Consider the following 20,601-nt stretch of genomic DNA (forward strand, 5'->3'; position numbering starts at 1 on the left):
CTCGCTCCCACATTTGCTTTGTGTGAAGGCCAGTTTCCATGAATCAACCCAGCATTGACCTGACGGCCCGGCTTCTCACCCAGCTATCCCCCTGGCGCAACGCCGCCACCTGGCGCATCGCTTTCTCCGGTGGCCTCGACTCCACCGTCCTGTTGCATCTGCTCGCGGCCCTTTCGAAAAACCATTCGTTGCCTGCGCTAAGCGCCATCCACGTCCATCATGGCCTCCAGGCTGTGGCCGATGCCTGGCCGGAACATTGTCATCGGGTTTGCGCAGCCCTTGGCGTGCCTCTGGAGGTGGTCAATGTGCGAGTCAGCCCCGGCGCCAGCATCGAACGAGCCGCCCGTGACGCGCGTTATGCGGCTTTCACCGCCGCGACGCAGGGCAACGAAGTCTTGCTTACCGCCCAGCACCGGGATGACCAGGCCGAGACGCTGTTGTTTCGTCTGCTGCGCGGGGCAGGGGCACGGGGTTTGTCGGCGATGCCGAGGCAGCGGCCCTTGGGGCATGGATATTTGTTGCGGCCATTGCTCGATGTTTCCCGGACGGAACTGGAGGCCTATGCCAACCAGCACGGTTTGAGCTGGGTCGAAGACCCTTCCAACGATAATCATCGTTACGCCCGCAATTTCCTGCGCCAGCGGGTCTTTCCGGTTTTGGTCGAGCAGTGGCCCCAGGCATCGACGACCCTCGCGCGCAGCGCCGCGCACCTGAGCGAGGCGCAGGGCTTGCTGGACGAACTGGCGCAGATCGATCTGGAACGTGTCCTGACCCCCAACACGTTCGATTGGCTCGGGTTACGGTCTCTTGAGTTGGCGCCTTTGCGGGCCTTGTCACCGGCCCGCCAGCGCAACGTATTGAGCCATTGGCTGGCACCCGTGACGAGGCTTCCCGACAGTGACCATTGGGTTGGCTGGGACTCGCTGCGTGATGCCAGGGACGATGGCCATCCGGTCTGGCGACTGGCGGACGGCGAATTGCACCGGACCGGCGGACGCATCTGGTGGTTATCCGACCATTGGCTGCAGCCAGTTGCGGGTCCCATTGGATGGGCTCAGGTCGATCAGCCGTTATCGCTGCCGGGCAATGGCCGGGTGATCTTTCGTGGCGAAGCCCCTGCGGGAGCGCTGTGCATCCGTTATCGCCAGGGCGGCGAAGTCATGGCGTTGCCGGGGCGCGGACACCGTGATCTCAAGCGTTTGCTCAACGAAAACAGCGTGCCGGCGTTCGTTCGCGCTCGATTGCCGTTGCTCTATCGGGGCGAGCAATTGCTAGGGCTGGCCAGCCTTCCGGGCTTCGATCGGGACGCTAACGGCAGTTGGCAACTGATCTGGCAGCCATGAAAGCCAAGATCTGGGTTTGAGCTGAAAGGGGCTTTCCGGTAGACTACGCTCCCTTCTTGATACAACTTCTGTGGATTCGCCTGAATTGCAGGAGTTGCCGATTACCAAGCAGTCTTTGCTGGGCGATTCCAAAAAATGTGTAGCGAGCAACGTACCGGTGATTTCACCTCCGGTCTGTCCCGACGCGGCGGTTTTTTTGAAAGGTGCACTGTGATTAATGCAGGTGATCGGGGGCTTCGGCCTTCCTTCGCTCTCCCCGGCGGCTCGGACCGCTTTAACGCAGACTTCTAGGGTTTTTCATGACGCGCTACATATTCGTCACGGGCGGTGTTGTTTCTTCATTGGGGAAAGGCATTGCCTCGGCTTCATTGGCGGCCATCCTGGAGGCGCGGGGACTTAAGGTCACCATGCTCAAGCTGGACCCGTACATCAACGTGGACCCGGGCACCATGAGCCCGTTCCAGCACGGTGAAGTGTTCGTCACCCACGACGGCGCCGAGACCGACCTGGACCTGGGCCACTACGAGCGGTTCATCCGCACGACCATGACCCAGAACAACAACTTCACCACCGGCCGTGTCTACGAGCACGTGCTGCGCAAGGAGCGTCGGGGTGACTACCTGGGCGCGACCATCCAGGTCATCCCGCACATCACCGACGAAATCAAGCGCCGCATCATCAAGGGCGCCGGCGATGCCGACGTGGCGATGGTCGAGATCGGCGGTACCGTGGGCGATATCGAATCCCAGCCGTTCCTCGAAGCCATCCGCCAGCTGCGTTTCGAAATCGGCGCCAAGCGCGCGATGCTGATGCACCTGACGCTGGTCCCGTACATCGCCACCGCTGGTGAAACCAAGACCAAGCCGACCCAGCACTCGGTGAAGGAGCTGCGCTCCATCGGCCTGCAGCCGGACGTGCTGATCTGCCGCTCCGATCACCCGATCGATATGTCCTCGCGTCGCAAGATCGCCCAGTTCACCAACGTCGAAGAGCGTGCGGTGATCGGCCTGGAAGACGCCGACACCATCTACAAGATCCCCGGCATCCTGCATTCCCAGGGCCTGGATGACTTCGTCGTCGAGCGCTTCGGCCTGCAATGTGCCAGTGCCGACCTGTCCGAATGGGACGCGGTGGTTGATGCCAAGCTCAACCCGGAACACGAAGTCACCATCGCCATGGTCGGCAAGTACATGGAATTGCTGGATGCCTACAAGTCGCTGATCGAGGCGATGAGTCATGCCGGCATCAGCAACCGTACCAAGGTCAACCTGCGCTACATCGATTCCGAAGACATTGAGAACCAGGGCACCGGTCTGCTTGAAGGCGCCGATGCGATCCTGGTGCCGGGCGGCTTTGGTCTGCGGGGTGTGGAAGGCAAGATCACCGCGGTGCAATACGCTCGCGAAAACAAGGTGCCTTACCTGGGCATCTGCCTCGGCATGCAAGTGGCCGTCATCGAGTTCGCCCGTAACGTGATGGGCTGGACGGACGCCAACTCCACCGAATTCGATCGCACCAGCGGCCACCCGGTCGTGGGCCTGATCACCGAGTGGGAAGACGCCACCGGCTCGGTCGAAGTGCGTACCGAAACTTCCGACCTGGGCGGCACCATGCGCCTCGGTGCCCAGGAGTGCCTGCTTGAAGCTGGCTCCAAGGTGCACGATTGCTACGCCAAGGATGTGATCGTCGAGCGTCACCGCCACCGCTACGAAGTCAACAACAACCTGCTGCCACAACTGATCGAAGCCGGCCTGAAAATCTCCGGCCGCTCCGGTGATGGTGCACTGGTTGAAGTGGTCGAGGCTGCGGATCATCCATGGTTCGTCGCTTGCCAGTTCCACCCGGAGTTCACCTCGACACCGCGGGACGGTCATCCGTTGTTCAGCGGTTTCGTGAAAGCCGCTTTGGCTCAACACCAAAAGAAGGCGTAAGACCATGGCCCAGAAGATCATCCGCGTCGGCGACATCGAGATTGCCAACGACAAACCCATGGTGCTGTTCGGCGGCATGAACGTGCTGGAAAGCCGCGACATGGCCATGCAGGTCTGCGAGGAATACGTCAAGGTCACCCAGAAGCTGGGCATCCCTTACGTGTTCAAGGCCAGCTTCGACAAGGCCAACCGTTCATCCGTGACGTCTTACCGTGGTCCGGGCCTGGAAGAGGGCATGCGGATCTTCCAGGACATCAAGCAAGCCTTCGGCGTGCCGATCATCACCGACGTGCACGAGCCTGAGCAGGCTGCGGTGGTCGCCGAGGTCTGCGATATCATCCAGCTGCCGGCCTTCCTGTCGCGCCAGACCGACCTGGTAGTCGCGATGGCCAAGACCGGCGCGGTGATCAACATCAAGAAAGCCCAGTTCCTCGCGCCTCAGGAAATGAAACACATCCTGAGCAAGTGCGAAGAGGCCGGCAACGATCAGTTGATCCTCTGCGAGCGCGGTTCGAGCTTCGGCTACAACAACCTGGTGGTGGACATGCTCGGCTTCGGTATCATGAAGCAGTTCGAGTACCCGGTGTTCTTCGACGTCACCCATGCGCTGCAGATGCCCGGTGGTCGTTCCGACTCCGCTGGTGGTCGTCGCGCCCAGGTCACCGACCTGGCCAAGGCCGGCATGAGCCAGTCCCTGGCGGGCCTGTTCCTCGAAGCCCATCCTGACCCGGACAACGCCAAGTGCGACGGCCCTTGTGCCCTGCGCTTGAACAAGCTGGAACCTTTCCTGTCTCAGCTCAAGGCGCTGGACGAGCTGGTCAAGGGTTTTCCGACGATAGAAACCGCGTAACACGGCTTTCTCCGGTAAAGTACCGCTCGATTATCGCTCTGGCCTGCTGGCCGCGCTGCTCTTGTGGGAGCATGGCTTGCTGTGGCGAGGGAGCTTGCTCCCGCTGGAGCGCGAAGCGCTCCCATTCGGTCTCTTGACTGAATCGCAACTGAGAGCGAGCACGTTTTCTGCAACGTTCTAGTCAACTTTGGAGTGTTCACAACAATGGCAAAAATCGTCGACATCAAAGGTCGTGAAGTTCTCGACTCCCGTGGCAACCCCACTGTCGAAGCGGACGTGCTTCTCGATAACGGCATCATCGGCAGCGCTTGCGCGCCGTCCGGTGCTTCCACTGGCTCGCGCGAAGCGCTGGAGCTGCGTGATGGCGACAAGAGCCGTTACCTGGGCAAGGGCGTGCTGAAAGCCGTCGCCAACATCAACGGTCCGATCCGCGACCTGTTGCTGGGCAAGGACCCTGCTGACCAGAAAGCCCTCGACCAGGCCATGATCAAACTCGACGGTACCGAAAACAAAGCGACCCTGGGCGCCAACGCGATCCTCGCCGTTTCCCTGGCCGCTGCCAAGGCTGCCGCCCAGGATCAGGACCTGCCGCTGTACGCGCACATCGCCAACCTGAACGGTACCCCGGGCGTCTACTCGATGCCGGTGCCGATGATGAACATCATCAACGGCGGCGAGCATGCCGATAACAACGTCGACATCCAGGAATTCATGGTCCAGCCGGTTGGCGCCAAGTCCTTCTCCGAAGGCCTGCGTATGGGCACCGAGATTTTCCATCACCTCAAGGCCGTGCTGAAGGCCCGTGGCCTGAGCACCGCGGTTGGCGACGAGGGCGGCTTCGCGCCGAACCTGGCGTCCAACGAAGACGCGCTGAAGGTGATCTCCGAAGCCGTGGCCAACGCTGGTTACAAGCTGGGTACCGACGTGACCCTGGCCCTGGACTGCGCGGCCAGTGAGTTCTTCGAAGACGGTAAATACAACCTGTCCGGCGAAGGCCAGGTGTTCACCGCCGAAGGTTTTGCCGACTACCTCAAGGGCCTGACCGAGCGCTACCCGATCATCTCCATCGAAGATGGCCTGGACGAGTCCGACTGGGCTGGCTGGAAAATCCTCACCGACAAGATCGGCGAGAAAACCCAGCTGGTGGGTGACGACCTGTTCGTGACCAACACCAAGATCCTGAAAGAGGGCATCGACAAGAAGATCGCCAACTCGATCCTGATCAAGTTCAACCAGATCGGTACCCTGACCGAAACCCTGGAAGCCATCCAGATGGCCAAGGCTGCCGGCTACACCGCGGTCATCTCCCACCGTTCCGGTGAAACCGAAGATTCGACCATTGCCGACCTGGCCGTGGGTACGGCGGCAGGCCAGATCAAGACCGGTTCCCTATGCCGTTCCGACCGCGTTTCCAAGTACAACCAGCTGCTGCGTATCGAAGAGCAGTTGAATGGCAAGGCCAAGTACAACGGCCGTGCCGAGTTTCGCGGCTAAGCGGTAAATGGTAAAAAGACAGCGGATTGTGTCGCAAAGGTCGCCAAGGCGACGGTTTTGCCTCTAATCTGATGCCTTATCAAGCACAAGCCTGGATTTTCCAGGCTTCGTGCTATCAGACCTTCAAGTTTGGCACGGCGGTCTTTTTTCACTGGATACTGATATTCGATGCGCAGTCCCAATTGGTTGTTTCTTGTCTTGCTTCTCTTGCTGGCCGGCTTGCAGTACCGCCTGTGGGTGGGTAATGGCAGCCTGGCGCAAGTGGCCGACCTGACTCAGCAAATTGCCGACCAGCACGCTGAAAACGAGGCGCTGCTGGAGCGTAACCGGGTAATGGACGCCGAAGTGACAGAGCTGAAAAAAGGCATGGAGACCGTTGAAGAGCGGGCTCGACATGAGCTGGGCATGGTCAAGGAGGGCGAAACCCTCTACCAGTTGGCCCAATGAGTATTCGTTTGCCGGCCTTCTGGGTCGTGATTCCTGCCGCGGGCGTCGGTGCCCGCATGGCCGCGGACCGTCCCAAGCAATATCTGCAACTGGGCGGACGTACCATTCTCGAACACAGCCTTGGCTGTTTTCTCGACCACCCAACCGTCAAGGGCGTGGTGGTCAGCGTTGCCCAAGATGACCCTTACTGGCCGACACTGGCCTGCGCCAGCGATCCTCGAATCCAGCGTGTGGACGGCGGCGAGCAGCGTTGCGATTCGGTGCTCAATGCCTTGCTGCATCTTCATGAGCAGGGTGCCGACGATTTCGATTGGGTGCTGGTGCATGACGCCGCGCGGCCCAACCTGTCACGGGACGATCTCGACAGACTGCTCCATGAGCTGGCGAACGATCCGGTCGGCGGTCTGTTGGCGGTACCGGCGCGCGATACCCTCAAGCGCGTCGACAAGCATGGCCGTGTGCTGGAGACCATTGATCGCAGCGTGATCTGGCAAGCCTACACGCCACAGATGTTCCGCCTCGGCGCCTTGCATCGGGCCTTGGCCGACAGCCTGGTGGCGGATGCGCTGATTACAGACGAAGCTTCGGCCATGGAGTGGGCGGGGCAGGCGCCTCGGTTGATCGAGGGGCGATCGGACAACATCAAGGTCACCCGGCCGGAAGACCTGGAGTGGTTGCGCCAGCGTTGGGCGAATCGGCGCTGAGCGCTGGAGGCGTCTTCCTGACCGTCTTCGCGAGCAGGCTCGCTCCCACATTGGATCTTCAGTCGCCATGAATGTTGGGTACAACCAAAAACCTCTGTGGGAGCGAGCCTGCTCGCGATAGCAATTGCACAGGCCACTGTCATCCCCGATATTCCGGCCGCTCAGCCAACCCCTCCTTCAAGTAATCCACCAACTTGCGCACCTTGGGCGACAGATGTCGCTGCTGCGGGTACAGCGCCCAAACCGCTGTGTTCGGCGGCTGATGAGCCTCCAGCAACGAGATCAGCGCACCGCTGTGCAAATGTTCCAGCACGTAATAATCCGGCAGTTGGCACAAACCCACCCCTTGCAGCGCCGCATCAAGCACCGCTTGCCCGCTGTTACAACGCCAGTTTCCCTGCACCCGTTGAGAAAATTCCCGCCCGTTCTGCTCCAGTTGCCAAATGTCGGAGCTGCCGATGAGGCAGTTGTGACGGCTCAGTTCCGACACACTGTGGGGTCGACCATAGCGTTCCAGATAGGACGGTGAAGCGCAGAGGTACATGCGCCGCGGCGCCAGGCGTGTGGCGACCAGGCGCGAATCCTGCAGGCGGCCGAGGCGAATCGCCAGGTCCAGACTTTCGTGAACCAGGTCCAGTGGGCGATTGCTCAGTTCGATGTCTACTCGCAGTTGCGGGTACAGCCCCATGAACCGCGTCACCAGCGGCACGATAAAGCGCTCGCCGTAGGCCACCGCACAGGTCATTCGCAGCATGCCCTTGGGTTCGCTGGTGAGATCGCCCACCGCCCGCAGCGCTTCCTCGCGTCCATCCTGCAAGCGTTGGCAATGCTGCAGAAAAGTCTGACCGGCCTCGGTGAGGGTCACGCGTCGGGTACTGCGATAGAGCAATCGTGTCTGCAGACGCTCTTCCAGCCGTACGATTTGTCGACTGATGTGCGAAGACGAAACCCCGAGGCGCTCGGCCGCCGCGGTGAACTGGCTGCATTCGGCCACGGCGACGAACTCGTCGATGCCTTCCCAGCGATTGTCAGACATAAACGATTGTCCCTATACAGCAATAATGTTTTGCTTTTGGTTGGATTATTCATCGTTCGGCGAAGGATTACACTCGCGGTCTTGTTTTTATTTGCCGGAGAATCCGAATGATCAAGTCGCGCGCCGCCGTTGCCTTCGAGGCCAAGAAACCCCTGGAAATCGTTGAAGTCGACGTCGCCATGCCGAAAGCCGGCGAGGTGCTGCTGCGCGTGGTGGCATCGGGTGTTTGCCATACCGACGCCTACACCCTTTCGGGCGCTGACCCGGAAGGGATCTTCCCGTCGATCCTCGGTCATGAAGGCGGCGCGATCGTCGAGGCCATTGGCGAAGGCGTGACTTCGGTGGCGGTGGGTGATCATGTGATTCCGCTGTACACACCGGAATGCGGCCAGTGCAAGTTCTGCAAGTCAGGCAAGACCAATCTGTGTCAGGCGATTCGCGCCACCCAGGGCAAAGGCTTGATGCCGGACGGCACTTCGCGCTTTTCCTATAAGGGCGAGGCGATTTTCCACTACATGGGCACTTCGACGTTCTCTGAGTACACCGTGCTGCCGGAAATTTCCGTGGCAAAGATTCCCAAAGAAGCGCCGCTGGAAAAGGTCTGCCTGCTGGGCTGCGGCGTCACCACCGGCATCGGCGCCGTGCTCAACACCGCCAAGGTCAAACCAGGGGACACCGTGGCAATCTTCGGCCTGGGCGGCATCGGTCTGTCGGCCGTGATCGGCGCGGTGAAAGCCAAGGCCTCGCGTATCATCGCCATCGACATCAACCCGGCCAAGTTCGAAATCGCCAAGCAGCTCGGCGCGACCGATTGCGTCAACCCGAAAGACTTCGATCGCCCGATCCAGGAGGTCATCGTCGACATGACCGATGGCGGCGTGGACTTCTCGTTTGAATGCATCGGCAATGTCCAGTTGATGCGTGCCGCGCTGGAATGCTGCCACAAGGGCTGGGGCGAGTCGGTGATCATTGGCGTGGCCGGGGCCGGCCAGGAAATCGCCACCCGGCCATTCCAGTTGGTGACCGGCCGCGTCTGGCGCGGTTCGGCCTTTGGCGGTGTGCGTGGTCGCAGCGAGTTGCCAAGCTATGTGGAGATGGCCGAGAAGGGCGAGATTCCGCTGGATACTTTCATTACCCACACCATGGGCCTGGAAGATATCAACAAGGCATTCGACCTGATGCACGAAGGCAAGAGCATCCGTACCGTCATCCATTTCTGAGGTCGTCATGAGCCTGGAAAACATCTCCTGCCAGAAAAGCTTCGGCGGCTGGCACAAACGTTACCGCCACCGTTCCGAAGTGCTCGGTTGTGACATGGTCTTTGCCGTCTACCTGCCGCCGCAAGCCGAGCAGGGCGGCAAACTGCCGGTGTTGTACTGGTTGTCCGGACTGACCTGCACCGACGAAAACTTCATGCACAAGGCCGGTGCCCAGCGCATGGCCGCCGAGTTGGGGCTGATCATCGTCGCGCCGGACACCAGCCCCCGTGGCGCCGACGTGCCGGGCGATCCGGACGGCGCCTGGGATTTCGGCCTGGGCGCGGGTTTTTATCTGAACGCCACGCAGGATCCGTGGGCGCGGCACTATCGGATGCATGACTATGTGGTGCAGGAATTGCCGACGCTGGTCGAAGCGCATTTCCCCGCCTCGGATAAACGCGGCATCAGCGGTCATTCCATGGGCGGCCATGGCGCGCTGGTCTGCGCCTTGCGCAACCCTGGGCGCTACCGTTCGGTGTCGGCTTTTTCGCCAATCAACAACCCGATGGATTGCCCATGGGGGCAGAAGGCTTTCTCTCGTTACCTGGGGGAAGACCGCTCGAAATGGCGCGAATGGGATGCCTGTGCATTGATCGCCGAAGCGCAGGAAAAGCTGCCGTTGCTGGTGGATCAGGGTGATCGCGACGATTTCCTGGCCAATCAGCTTAAACCTGAAGCGCTGCAGCAGGCTGCCAAAGCGGCCGGTCATCCACTGGAGTTGCGCCTGCAACCGGGCTACGACCACAGCTATTTTTTCATCGCCAGCTTTATTGATGAACACTTGCAGCATCATGCGCGCGCTCTGAACGCCTAATGCAGGTAGAATCACGCCCTGACAAAAATCGGGGCGTTTTTTTATGCGTATTGGCCACGGCTACGATGTTCACCGTTTCGCTGAAGGCGACTTCATAACTCTGGGCGGCGTGCGTATCGCACACGGCTTCGGGCTGCTTGCGCATTCTGACGGTGACGTGTTGCTGCACGCCTTGAGCGATGCTCTGCTCGGCGCGGCTGCCCTGGGCGACATCGGCAAGCATTTCCCGGATACCGACCCGCAATTCAAGGGCGCCGACAGCCGCGCACTGCTGCGCCACGTGGTCGCGTTGATCCATGCCAAGGGCTGGGTCGTCGCCAACGTCGACAACACCATCGTCGCCCAGGCCCCCAAGATGGCACCGCACATTGAAGCGATGCGCCAGCGGATTGCCGAAGATCTCAAGGTTGAGCTGGACCAGGTGAACGTCAAGGCCACCACGACCGAGAAGCTTGGTTTCGTCGGTCGCGAAGAAGGTATTGCCGTCCATTCCGTCGCCTTGTTGCAACGTCCATGACCGAACTGGAACTATTGGGCCCACGGGCCTACGGTGAGGCGTTGGGCCGTGCGGTACTGAAGGCCACCGCCGAGGATTTCCAGGTCGACGAGGTGCTTGATATCCCGTTGTCCGGTGATGGCGAGCATTTGTGGATGTGGGTGGAAAAACGCGGTTTGAACACCGAGGAGGCTGCCCGGCGAATCGCCAAGGCCGCCGGCGTGCCGTTGCGCACGGTCAGCTACGCCGGGCTCAAGGATCGTCAGGCCCTGACCCGGCAATGGTTCAGCGTGCAATTGCCCGGCAAGGCCGACCCGGACCTGTCGACGGCGGAAAACGATACGCTGAGGATTCTCAAGACTGCCCGCCATCGACGCAAGCTGCAGCGCGGCGCGCATTCGGCCAACGGCTTCACCTTGCGCCTGACCCAGTTCACGGGCGACAAAGACGCCATCGAGGCGCGTCTGCAACACATCGCCCGGCACGGCATTCCGAATTATTTCGGTGCCCAGCGCTTTGGCCATGACGGCGGCAATGTCGTCGATGCGCGCGCCTGGGCGGCACGCAAGGCTTTGCCGGAGCAGCGCAACGTGCGCTCTCGGCTGTTGTCCACGGCGCGCAGCTTTCTGTTCAACCGGGTGCTGGCGGCGCGAGTCGCCGACGGTACCTGGCAGCAAGCCCAGGTGGGCGACTTGCTCGCCTTCACCGACAGCCGCAGTTTTTTCCCGGCCGGTGAGGCTGAGTGCAGCGATCCGCGCCTGGCCATTCTCGATCTGCACCCGACCGGTCCACAGTGGGGCGAAGGACCCTCGCCCGCCGCTGGCGCAACCTTCGAACTGGAACAGGCCATTGCCGCGCAAGAGGCCGATCTGCGCGACTGGTTGATAAACGCGGGAATGAGTCACGAACGTCGCATGCTGCGACTGCCCATTGGCGGGCTGTCGTGGCATTATCCCTCGCCTGACATTCTGCAATTGGAATTCGTCCTGCCGGCCGGATGTTTCGCCACTGTCTTGGTGCGCGAACTCGTCGATCTGGTGCCGGTGGGGCAGACGGACAGCCCATGCGTATTCTGATTTCTAACGACGACGGGGTGACAGCACCCGGTCTTGCCGCGCTTTATGCTGCGCTGGCGGATTTTGCCGAGTGCGTGGTCATCGCTCCGGACCAGGACAAAAGCGGCGCCAGCAGCTCGCTGACGCTCGACCGTCCGCTGCACCCTTGTTATCTGGACAACGGTTTCATCAGCCTCAACGGCACGCCGACTGACTGTGTGCACCTGGGCCTGAACGGCCTGCTGGAGCGCGAGCCCGACATGGTGGTTTCAGGTATAAACCTGGGAGCCAACCTGGGCGATGACGTTCTGTATTCCGGTACGGTTGCCGCTGCCCTGGAAGGTCGTTTCCTGAACCACACGTCGTTTGCCTTTTCGTTTGTTTCTCGCCAGGTCGACAACTTGCCCACCGCGGCCTATTTCGCCCGCAAACTGGTGCAGGCCCACGGCGAGTTGGACCTGCCGCCGCGTACGGTGCTGAACGTGAATATCCCGAATCTGCCGCTTGATCATATCCGTGGCATCCAGCTTACTCGCCTGGGCCACCGCGCCCGCGCCGCCAGGCCGATGCATGTCGTCGACCCGCGCGGCAAAGCCGGGTACTGGATCGCCGCCGCCGGTGATGCCGAAGACGGCGGGCCTGGCACCGACTTCCATGCAGTAATGCAGGGCTATGTCTCGATCACCCCCTTGCAGCTCGATCGCACTTTCAACGATGCCTTTCGAAGTCTCGATGGCTGGCTGGAGGGGCTGCGCTGATGGGTCGTGAACAAGACGATATGCTGCGTCGCGGAATCGGCATGACCTCCCAGCGGACCCGGGAACGGTTGATCCAGCGGCTTTACGAAGAAGGCTTGTCCAACGCCCAGGTGCTGGAGGTGATTCGCCGCACGCCGCGTCATCTGTTTGTCGATGAGGCGCTGGCCCATCGCGCCTACGAAGACACGGCGTTGCCGATCGGCCACAACCAGACCATTTCCCAGCCCTACATGGTGGCCCGCATGAGCGAGCTGCTGTTGGAGGCAGGGCCGCTGGACAAAGTGCTGGAGATCGGCACGGGCTCGGGTTACCAGACTGCGGTGTTGTCGCAGTTGGTGGAGCGGGTATTTTCCGTGGAGCGGATCAAGGTCCTGCAGGATCGCGCCAAGGAGCGCCTGGTGGAGCTGAATCTGCGTAACGTGGTGTTTCGCTGGGGCGACGGTTGGGAAGGCTGGCCGGCATTGGCGCCTTATAACGGCATCATTGTCACGGCCGTTGCCACCGACGTACCCCAGGCTTTGCTGGATCAACTGGCTCCCGGCGGGCGGCTGGTCATTCCGGTGGGTGCGGGCGAAGTCCAGCAACTGATGTTGATAGTGCGCGAAGAACATGGTTTTTCTCGGCACGTCCTCGGGGCGGTGCGTTTCGTGCCGTTGCTCAACGGGCCATTGGCCTGAGCATTTATAGACAGACGCTGAATTCCGGGGCACGGCATGTGTCTTACGGCAGCAGCTGTTCGACTGGCGCTGGTTTGCCAAACAGCGTTCAACAGCGTCGAGCAAACGTGTGCGGCAGCTTTTCGCGCTTCCTTTATAGAAGCGTGGTGTCGGCCCGCCACGGGGCAATATTTCTGCCTGGACAGGCAGCGTGCAATTTTTTCAGCCACCACAAAGGGAGCGGCGGGTGAGTCTCACAGTCATTGCGCAGCGTATGGGTATCACGAGCTTCAAGCGCCTGGTGACTGGCCTTCTCTTGAGTACCTTGCTGGTCGGTTGTTCCAGTACTCCGTCGGGTAATGTCCGGGTGGTTGATCGCAACAATGCGACACCGCAGCGGCCTACAGTAACTACCGGCCAATATGTAGTCCGTCGTGGCGATACGCTGTTTTCCATCGCGTTTCGCTACGGCTGGGACTACAAAGCCCTCGCGGCTCGCAACAACATTCCTGCGCCTTATACGATCCATCCGGGTCAGACAATTCGCTTTGACGGTCGCAGTGCCTCAACACCTACCGCGGTCGTGACGCAGTCGGGTTCGACGCCGTCATCCTCGAGTAAAACCACGGTTATTCGTCGCCCGGCCGGTACCGCAACGACGACTGTACCGTCCGTCGCGAACAAGCCGACACCCGTTCCGATGCCTCCGGCAGGCCCCGCCCCGACCGGCTGGGGATGGCCTTCTAATGGCGTTCTCATTGGTAAATTCTCTTCAAACGGTAGTTTGAATAAAGGAATTGATATCGCTGGGGATTTGGGACAGCCTGTTTTGGCAGCGTCTGATGGGACGGTGGTGTACGCCGGGAGTGGTTTGCGGGGCTACGGCGAACTCGTGATCATCAAACACAGCGATACCTACGTCAGTGCCTACGGTCACAACCGCAGGCTGTTGGTTCGGGAGGGGCAGCAGGTCAAGGTCGGACAGACAATTGCCGAAATGGGCTCAACGGGTACGGATCGGGTGAAACTGCATTTTGAGATTCGCCGACAAGGTAAGCCTGTGGATCCGCTGCAATTCCTGCCACGTCGTTGATTTGCTTGTCAGCCTGTTCCGTCACGTAGAGGGAACAGGCTCCAGCGTTGCCAAGGATAAAGGCGCCGCTTGAGCTTGAGGTCGAACTCACCAAAGGACTATAACAATGGCTCTCAGTAAAGAAGTGCCGGAGTTTGACATCGACGATGAGGTTCTCCTTATGGAGACCGGCATCGCTATGGATTCGATGTCGAATGATGAAGGGGCGACTCCACCTTCCGTTCGTGCCAAATCCAAACACTCCGCTTCACTTAAACAACATAAGTACATCGACTACACCCGGGCGCTGGACGCCACTCAGCTGTACCTCAACGAAATCGGTTTCTCGCCGCTGCTCTCCCCCGAGGAAGAAGTTCATTTTGCGCGCTTGTCGCAAAGTGGCGACCCGGCGGGCCGAAAACGCATGATTGAAAGTAACTTGCGCCTGGTGGTGAAAATCGCCCGACGCTACGTCAATCGTGGGCTTTCGCTGCTGGACCTGATCGAAGAGGGCAATCTGGGCCTGATTCGCGCGGTCGAGAAATTCGACCCCGAACGCGGCTTCCGTTTCTCGACCTATGCGACCTGGTGGATCCGCCAGACCATCGAGCGGGCCATCATGAATCAGACCCGGACCATCCGGCTGCCGATTCATGTGGTCAAGGAGCTCAACGTCTACCTGAGGGCTGCTCGTGAGTTGACCCAGAAGCTCGATCACGAACCTTCACCCGAGGAAATCGCCAACCTGTTGGAAAAACCGGTGGGCGAGGTCAAGCGGATGCTTGGGCTCAACGAGCGGGTTTCATCGGTCGACGTTTCGCTGGGGCCAGACTCGGACAAGACGCTGCTCGACACCCTTACCGATGATCGTCCCACCGATCCGTGCGAGTTGCTCCAGGATGACGATTTGTCTCAGAGCATCGACCAGTGGCTCTCGGAGCTCACGGACAAGCAACGGGAAGTGGTGATCCGCCGCTTCGGCTTGCGCGGTCATGAAAGCAGCACCCTTGAAGATGTGGGCCTGGAGATTGGTTTGACTCGTGAGCGGGTCAGGCAGATCCAGGTCGAAGGCCTCAAGCGCCTCCGAGAGATCCTAGAGAAAAACGGCCTGTCGAGCGAGTCGTTGTTCCAGTAAATCAGGCAAGCGCAGCAGAGAAAGCCCCGACTGAGTTCGGGGCTTTTGCTTTTGCTGGCAGAGAGGATTTCCTTCTACCCATTTTGTAGCTTCAGTTTGTAAGCTTTTGCCTAGTGTTGCGTAAGCGTTCGGTTTCACGATGATGGGACAGATTGCTAATAATGAACTGAGCGAACTCGTATCTAGTTGTTATATATAGATTTTATTATGTATGAATGACGTGTGACAGTGCCGGAGGAGCGCCGCCGAGGCATTGCACTCGTTTGGGAAAACACTAATATCAATCCTGTGTCGACGGACAGACACACCCGTCAAGGATGATGGGACAGGAAGGACATCGCAGGACGCGATTCATCAGGACGATGAAAAGGATTAAAGGGATTATGGAAAAAATGTGGGCGGGTCAAACCGCCCCTTTTTTTTGCCTGCGATTTTGTTCCAGGCAGCAAAAAGGCCCGCAAGGGGCCTTTTGGTGACGCCGAAAAGATCAGCGCTCGAGGTCCGCGATCTTGCCTGGCTTGCCATCCCACTCGGCGGCATCCGGAAGCGGGTCCTTGCGCTCGGTGATGTTCGGCCAGATATCCGCCAGTTCGGCGTTCAGCTCGATGAAGTTCTCCATACCGGCCGGCACTTCGTCTTCCGAGAAAATGGCATTCGCCGGGCATTCCGGTTCACACAGGGCGCAGTCGATGCACTCGTCCGGGTGAATGACCAGGAAGTTCGGGCCTTCGTAAAAGCAGTCCACCGGACAGACTTCTACGCAGTCGGTGTACTTGCACTTGATGCAGTTGTCGGTGACGACGAAGGTCATTTCTAATTCTCTCCTCAGGCGGCTGCGGCGAAGCCCCATCACGGTAGGGGTCGCGAGGTTCGGGAGCGATGATCTGCAAACCCAGGCTAATAGGTCGCAGCATCCCAAACCGCGCGAGATTCTAACAGCTTGAAAGCCCGTGCGTTAGACCCGTGTCTTCAATGTATAGAGTAAATCCAACGCCCGGCGCGGGGTCATGTCGTCGAGGTCGAGCTTGGCCAGTTCGTCGAGCACCGGATGCGGCAGGCTGGCGAACAGGTCGCTTTGCTGCGGCGCGGCCGGTTTGCCTTTGGTCGGGCGCGGTACCTCGTGCGGCAAGCTGGTGGTCTCCAGGCGGCTGAGGTGCTCGCGGGCGCGGGTGATGACGTCGCTCGGCACACCGGCCAGTTGCGCCACCGCCAGGCCGTAGCTCTGGCTGGCTGGGCCGGGCAGTACGTGGTGAAGGAACACAATGCGTTCGTTGTGCTCGGTGGCGTTGAGGTGGACGTTGGCCACCAGCGGCTGGCTCTCCGGCAGCACGGTCAATTCGAAATAGTGCGTGGCGAACAGTGTATAAGCGCGCAACTGGGCGAGACGCTCAGCGGCCGCCCAAGCCAGGGACAAGCCGTCGAAGGTGCTGGTGCCGCGACCGACTTCGTCCATCAGCACCAAGCTGCGCTCGGTGGCATTGTGCAGGATGTTTGCGGTTTCGCTCATTTCCACCATGAACGTCGAACGCCCACCGGCCAGGTCATCGCTGGAGCCGATCCGGGTGAAGATCCGGTCCACCAGCGACAGTTCGCAACTGGCCGCCGGGACGAAGCTGCCGATGTGAGCCAGCAGCACGATCAGCGCGGTCTGGCGCATGTAGGTGGATTTACCGCCCATGTTCGGACCGGTGATCACCAGCATGCGGGTGTTGTCGTCCAGGCTCAGGTCGTTGGCCACGAACGGCGTGGTCAGTACCTGCTCAACCACCGGGTGGCGACCCTGGCTGATGCGCATGCACGGCTCGCTGACGAAGCGTGGGCAGTTGAGGTCCAGGTTCAGCGCGCGCTCGGCCAGGTTGCTCAACACGTCCAGTTCCGCCAGGGCGGCGGCGGTGTCCTGCAGAGGCGGAAGTTGGCTGATCAGGTCTTCAAGCAGTGCTTCATAGAGCATCTTTTCCCGGGCCAGGGCGCGACTCTTGGCCGACAGCGCCTTGTCCTCGAAAGCCTTGAGTTCCGGCGTGATGAAACGCTCGGCGCCCTTGAGGGTCTGGCGCCGGATGTAATCGGCCGGGGCTTGCTCGGCCTGCTTGCTCGGCAGCTCGATGAAATAACCGTGGATACGGTTGTAGCCGACCTTGAGGTTGGCAAGGCCGGTACGGGCCTTTTCCCGGGCTTCGAGGTCGATCAGGAACTGGCCGGCGTTTTCGCTCAGCGATTGTAGCTCGTCGAGTTCGGCGTCGTAACCGGTTTTCAGCACGCCACCGTCCCGAATCACCGCTGGCGGATTATCGATAATGGCTTTTTCCAGCAGCGCGGCCAGTTCCGGGTAGGTGCCGGTGGTGCGCGCCAGTTGCTGCAGGTGAGGGGCTTCAAGGTCGGTCATTGCCACCTGAAGTTCGGGCAGCGCGCCGAGGGCGTCGCGCAGGCGCGCCAGGTCGCGTGGACGGGCGTTGCGCAGGCCGATCCGCGCGAGGATCCGCTCGATATCGCCGATTTCCTTGAGCTGCGGTTGCAACTGCTCGAAACGATAGCGGTCCAGCAGACACGTGATGGAAGACTGGCGTGCTTGCAGTACCGTCAGGTCCCGCAGCGGTCGGTTCAACCAGCGGGTCAGCAGGCGGCTGCCCATGGCGGTCTGGCAGCGATCGACCACCGATTGCAAGGTGTTATCGCGGCCACCGGCCAGGTTGGTGTCCAGTTCCAGGTTGCGGCGGCTCGCGCCGTCCAGCACGACCGTGTCATCCAGGCGTTCATGACGCAGGCTGCGCAGATGGGGCAGGGCGGTGCGCTGGGTTTCCTTGGCGTAGGCCAGCAGGCAGCCGGCGGCGCCGATGGCCAGGGTCAGGTTCTCGCAGCCGAAGCCCTTGAGGTCCTGGGTGGAAAACTGCTGGCAGAGACTTTTCAACGCCGAGTCGCGCTCGAAATCCCACGGCGCCCGGCGGCGTACGCCACGGCGTTTTTCCGCCGGCAGGTCTTTGGGCCAGTCATCCGGGATCAACAACTCCACCGGATTGACCCGCTCGAGTTCCGCCAGCAGGTTTTCCCAGCCCTTGATTTCCAATACCGAGAAGTTGCCGCTGGTGATGTCCAGCACGGCCAGGCCGAACAGGCGCTCGTCGCCGAGGACGGCGGCGATCAGGTTGTCCCGACGCTCATCCAGCAACGCCTCGTCACTGACTGTGCCGGGAGTGATGATCCGCACGACCTGGCGTTCCACCGGGCCTTTGCTGGTGGCCGGGTCGCCGACCTGTTCGCAAATCACCACGGATTCGCCCAGCTTGACCAGTTTCGCCAGGTAGCCTTCCGCCGCGTGGTAAGGAATCCCACACATCGGAATCGCCATGCCCGCCGATTGCCCACGCGCCGTCAGGGTGATGTCCAACAGCTTGGCGGCCTTCTTCGCGTCCTCATAGAAGATTTCGTAGAAATCGCCCATGCGGTAGAACATCATCTGATCGGGGTGCTGATTCTTCAGGCGCCAGTATTGCTGCATCATCGGCGTGTGGGAGGACAGGTCGTTCACGGCGGTATTCATCGGTGTCAGGCAAGCTCGTTGAAAGGTGTGGGGCAAAAGGAGGGGCATCGGCCCGGCTTTTCCGCGATGGGCGCAAGGTTAACATGGGCGGTCTGGTGCGACCCAGGGATGAGTGGCTTCGATTGTTTTCCCAGAATGTGGCGGAAAAAACCTGGCCAGGTAAATCTGGCAATAAAAAGCCCGACATGTAGTCGGGCTTCTCTTGAATTTTGATATCAGCCTCGTTTCGCCTCGGCCTGCATCATCACCAGGTTTTGCTGCTTGGTAGCCTCTGTCAAAACCTCGCTATAAACACGTTTCTTTTGGTCCGATTTAGCATTACGAATAAAATCGGCAAAGGTGCTTTTGGTTCCTTTGGACAAGCCCAGCTTGATCGAAATCATAGGTGCCCTCCTGATGGTGGCTCGAGCATGGCCTCTAGGTCGGCCCGCGTGTGTTGCTCAGGGATATGGTAGTCAATTTTATCGACACCGGCTTTGTAAAGTCGTCCCGAATTGTCGATATGTTTGAGTAACAGGTCCACATGGACATCGCCGCGATACTCTAGCTTAAGCGCGTTCACTACGTCACGTGCGGCGAAATATTGCTTGATGAAATGTTCTTTGCGGATCCTCCTGCCCTCGGCCGCCTCGCGAGCATTGACGAATCCCCAGGCGAGTAGAGGCGACTGATATACATATAGAATTTGTACGAAACGGCCTTTTCTCAAGGAGCGATCTACGTTTCGTCTTGCTACGTCTATGTTGGAAAACGTTCCATCAAGGATGAAGGACTGCCTTTGATCCAATGCGAAATCCAACATTTTATCGACCAGAATCGAAACTCCTCCCTGAAACAGCCAGGAGTTTGCTCCAGCGTAAGCTGGAAACTCGCTTCGTAGTTCATCAGCGTCTATGCGCAGGATCGCTGAATCTGCGAACAGATTCACCAAGGCTATTGATGCCTCGGTTTTACCGGCGCCCGGAGAGCCTGCCATAAAAACTGACACCGGCGCTTCCTCTGGCGGATAAAGAGCCTTATCTGTCAGTCGCTTCGCGATTGCTTTTTTATTGGACCGAGCGAAGCGCAATGCGTCTTCATGGACGGCTTGGTCTGCTGAAGCCAGTAGTCAGCTGCGTGTATCGGCATTCTCCGTCATTAATCCGATCCCTTTCGATGGTCTGACTGTTTGTGTCGAACTCCCCAGGCCTCTTTGTGCTTATTGCTGCCATTTATAGTTGATAACGACGTGGCGAGGGAGCTTGCTCCCGCTTTGGGGGCGCAGCGGCCGCTAGAAGCGGAAATACTGCGTAGCCCAGCGGGAGCAAGCCCCCTCGCCATAGGGGGTTGTCCTTCTTGAATGAACAGCCTGGCGACATGCAGGCTGTTTTGTTTCTCGTCGAATCGGCCTGTTTTATCTGGGATCCACCACATCCAATGCCCGATTCGCCAGCAACTGGCTCAGCTCGATCATCTGCAGGATCCCTAGTGCGATATGTCGTCGCGACCCTTCCAGGTCGAAGGCGAGATCGCTGACCATGGCGTTGGCCGAAGCCAGGGTTTCGCTGAGGTTGGCGAGCAGGCATTCGGCATCTATGTTGGGAGCAATAAGATAGAGGGTATCGGATCGTTCCTCGTCGGCTTTCGGCTTGAGGTCATCTTCGAGGGGATTTGGTATCTGTTTGGACTACCAATCCGCTACTAAACGAGATGGGCGGCAGCTGTACGCAGGTTAGTAGACCGGGGATCCAAGAAACCGGCGCGCCCGAGGGCGCCCTGCGCACAGCTACCATTGAGCGCAGGTAAAAACCTGGCTGAGCGGAGCCATGTACGCCTTGGAATGCCGGGCTACTAAACCCAGTCACTGATGGGCAGTGACAAGATCAAAAGTACCGCTGGGCCCCAAGGCGCACAAGCCGGCGGATTCTGGCGTAGTTGTAGGCAGAGGCGCAAGGCAACGTAGTCTCGCGATGCGCATTTGCAGGACGGTGTGGGCGGTTTTTCCTAAGGCTGTGTAGGGCGAATCCCGTGGCGAGG

At 59.9% G+C, this 20,601-nt stretch carries 18 protein-coding genes and 2 pseudogenes; 14 read left to right on the forward strand and 6 right to left on the reverse strand.

All coding sequences use genetic code 11. The annotated features are described in order from the left end of the window. Positions 1-38: 38 nt before the first annotated feature. From tilS to ispD, 6 genes and pseudogenes are all read left to right on the forward strand, one after another. Positions 39-1,368: pseudogene (tilS, locus tag ACE04F_RS07740) on the forward strand (tRNA lysidine(34) synthetase TilS). 274 nt (positions 1,369-1,642) lie between these two features. Next, positions 1,643-3,274, forward strand: coding sequence for a CTP synthase (gene pyrG, locus ACE04F_RS07745; RefSeq protein ID WP_486105671.1), 1,632 nt, complete (start codon positions 1,643-1,645; stop codon positions 3,272-3,274). A 4-nt stretch (positions 3,275-3,278) separates the two neighbouring features. Next, the gene (gene kdsA, locus ACE04F_RS07750) at positions 3,279-4,124 is read left to right on the forward strand and encodes a 3-deoxy-8-phosphooctulonate synthase (RefSeq protein ID WP_486105672.1); all 846 of its coding nucleotides are present in this window, start codon (positions 3,279-3,281) and stop codon (positions 4,122-4,124) included. A 204-nt stretch (positions 4,125-4,328) separates the two neighbouring features. After that, positions 4,329-5,618: a phosphopyruvate hydratase gene (eno, locus tag ACE04F_RS07755; RefSeq protein ID WP_258631378.1), complete on the forward strand. Its 1,290-nt coding sequence runs from the start codon at positions 4,329-4,331 to the stop codon at positions 5,616-5,618. A gap of 168 nt (positions 5,619-5,786) precedes the next feature. After that, complete coding sequence (gene ftsB / locus ACE04F_RS07760) at positions 5,787-6,065, forward strand: cell division protein FtsB (protein ID WP_003184873.1); 279 nt, start codon at positions 5,787-5,789, stop codon at positions 6,063-6,065. Then, a complete protein-coding gene (gene ispD, locus ACE04F_RS07765; RefSeq protein WP_486105673.1) occupies positions 6,062-6,769 on the forward strand; it encodes a 2-C-methyl-D-erythritol 4-phosphate cytidylyltransferase in 708 nt (235 codons plus the stop codon). Before ftsB ends, ispD begins: the two co-directional genes overlap by 4 nt. A gap of 139 nt (positions 6,770-6,908) precedes the next feature. Here ispD and ACE04F_RS07770 read toward each other — a convergent pair whose 3' ends face one another. Continuing rightward, entirely contained in the window at positions 6,909-7,805 is an 897-nt protein-coding gene (locus ACE04F_RS07770) for a LysR substrate-binding domain-containing protein (RefSeq protein WP_092330626.1), read from the reverse strand. Positions 7,806-7,912: 107 nt separating this feature from the next. On the opposite strand from ACE04F_RS07770, the gene ACE04F_RS07775 reads away from it, so the two are divergent. The 8 genes from ACE04F_RS07775 to rpoS all read left to right on the forward strand — a co-directional run bounded on the left by ACE04F_RS07775 (position 7,913) and on the right by rpoS (position 15,050). Beyond that, complete coding sequence (locus ACE04F_RS07775) at positions 7,913-9,025, forward strand: S-(hydroxymethyl)glutathione dehydrogenase/class III alcohol dehydrogenase (protein ID WP_486105674.1); 1,113 nt, start codon at positions 7,913-7,915, stop codon at positions 9,023-9,025. A 7-nt stretch (positions 9,026-9,032) separates the two neighbouring features. Continuing rightward, positions 9,033-9,878 carry an S-formylglutathione hydrolase gene (gene fghA / locus ACE04F_RS07780; RefSeq protein WP_305499109.1) on the forward strand — a complete coding sequence of 282 codons (846 nt, stop codon included), beginning with the start codon at positions 9,033-9,035 and terminating at the stop codon, positions 9,876-9,878. 43 nt (positions 9,879-9,921) lie between these two features. After that, positions 9,922-10,395, forward strand: a complete 474-nt coding sequence (gene ispF / locus ACE04F_RS07785) for a 2-C-methyl-D-erythritol 2,4-cyclodiphosphate synthase (protein ID WP_486105675.1) — start codon at positions 9,922-9,924, stop codon at positions 10,393-10,395. After that, positions 10,392-11,450 (forward strand): tRNA pseudouridine(13) synthase TruD, encoded by a 1,059-nt coding sequence (gene truD, locus ACE04F_RS07790; RefSeq protein ID WP_486105676.1) that lies wholly within the window; start codon positions 10,392-10,394, stop codon positions 11,448-11,450. The genes ispF and truD overlap by 4 nt, the downstream gene beginning before the upstream one ends. Beyond that, positions 11,438-12,187: a 5'/3'-nucleotidase SurE gene (surE, locus tag ACE04F_RS07795; RefSeq protein WP_305499115.1), complete on the forward strand. Its 750-nt coding sequence runs from the start codon at positions 11,438-11,440 to the stop codon at positions 12,185-12,187. The genes truD and surE overlap by 13 nt, the downstream gene beginning before the upstream one ends. Before the next feature lie 41 nt (positions 12,188-12,228). Further along, on the forward strand, positions 12,229-12,864 hold the full coding sequence (locus ACE04F_RS07800; protein WP_161796107.1) for a protein-L-isoaspartate(D-aspartate) O-methyltransferase: 636 nt from the start codon (positions 12,229-12,231) through the stop codon (positions 12,862-12,864). Positions 12,865-13,090: 226 nt separating this feature from the next. Next, positions 13,091-13,936 carry a peptidoglycan DD-metalloendopeptidase family protein gene (locus ACE04F_RS07805; RefSeq protein ID WP_486105677.1) on the forward strand — a complete coding sequence of 282 codons (846 nt, stop codon included), beginning with the start codon at positions 13,091-13,093 and terminating at the stop codon, positions 13,934-13,936. 106 nt (positions 13,937-14,042) lie between these two features. Then, on the forward strand, positions 14,043-15,050 hold the full coding sequence (gene rpoS, locus ACE04F_RS07810; protein ID WP_003198289.1) for an RNA polymerase sigma factor RpoS: 1,008 nt from the start codon (positions 14,043-14,045) through the stop codon (positions 15,048-15,050). Positions 15,051-15,537: 487 nt separating this feature from the next. Here the strand turns inward: rpoS and fdxA are convergent, their stop codons facing one another. The 5 genes and pseudogenes from fdxA to ACE04F_RS07835 all read right to left on the reverse strand — a co-directional run. Then, positions 15,538-15,861 carry a ferredoxin FdxA gene (fdxA, locus tag ACE04F_RS07815; RefSeq protein ID WP_486105678.1) on the reverse strand — a complete coding sequence of 108 codons (324 nt, stop codon included), beginning with the start codon at positions 15,859-15,861 and terminating at the stop codon, positions 15,538-15,540. A 144-nt stretch (positions 15,862-16,005) separates the two neighbouring features. After that, the gene (mutS, locus tag ACE04F_RS07820) at positions 16,006-18,573 is read right to left on the reverse strand and encodes a DNA mismatch repair protein MutS (RefSeq protein WP_486105725.1); all 2,568 of its coding nucleotides are present in this window, start codon (positions 18,571-18,573) and stop codon (positions 16,006-16,008) included. A 227-nt stretch (positions 18,574-18,800) separates the two neighbouring features. Continuing rightward, complete coding sequence (locus ACE04F_RS07825) at positions 18,801-18,968, reverse strand: hypothetical protein (RefSeq protein WP_305499122.1); 168 nt, start codon at positions 18,966-18,968, stop codon at positions 18,801-18,803. Further along, positions 18,965-19,654 carry a zeta toxin family protein gene (locus ACE04F_RS07830; RefSeq protein WP_486105679.1) on the reverse strand — a complete coding sequence of 230 codons (690 nt, stop codon included), beginning with the start codon at positions 19,652-19,654 and terminating at the stop codon, positions 18,965-18,967. The genes ACE04F_RS07825 and ACE04F_RS07830 overlap by 4 nt, the downstream gene beginning before the upstream one ends. A gap of 324 nt (positions 19,655-19,978) precedes the next feature. Next, positions 19,979-20,218, reverse strand: a pseudogene (locus ACE04F_RS07835) (DUF6124 family protein); the annotation flags it as partial. Between the last annotated feature and the right edge of the window lie 383 nt (positions 20,219-20,601).

This window comes from Pseudomonas sp. AGC41, assembly GCF_057334555.1.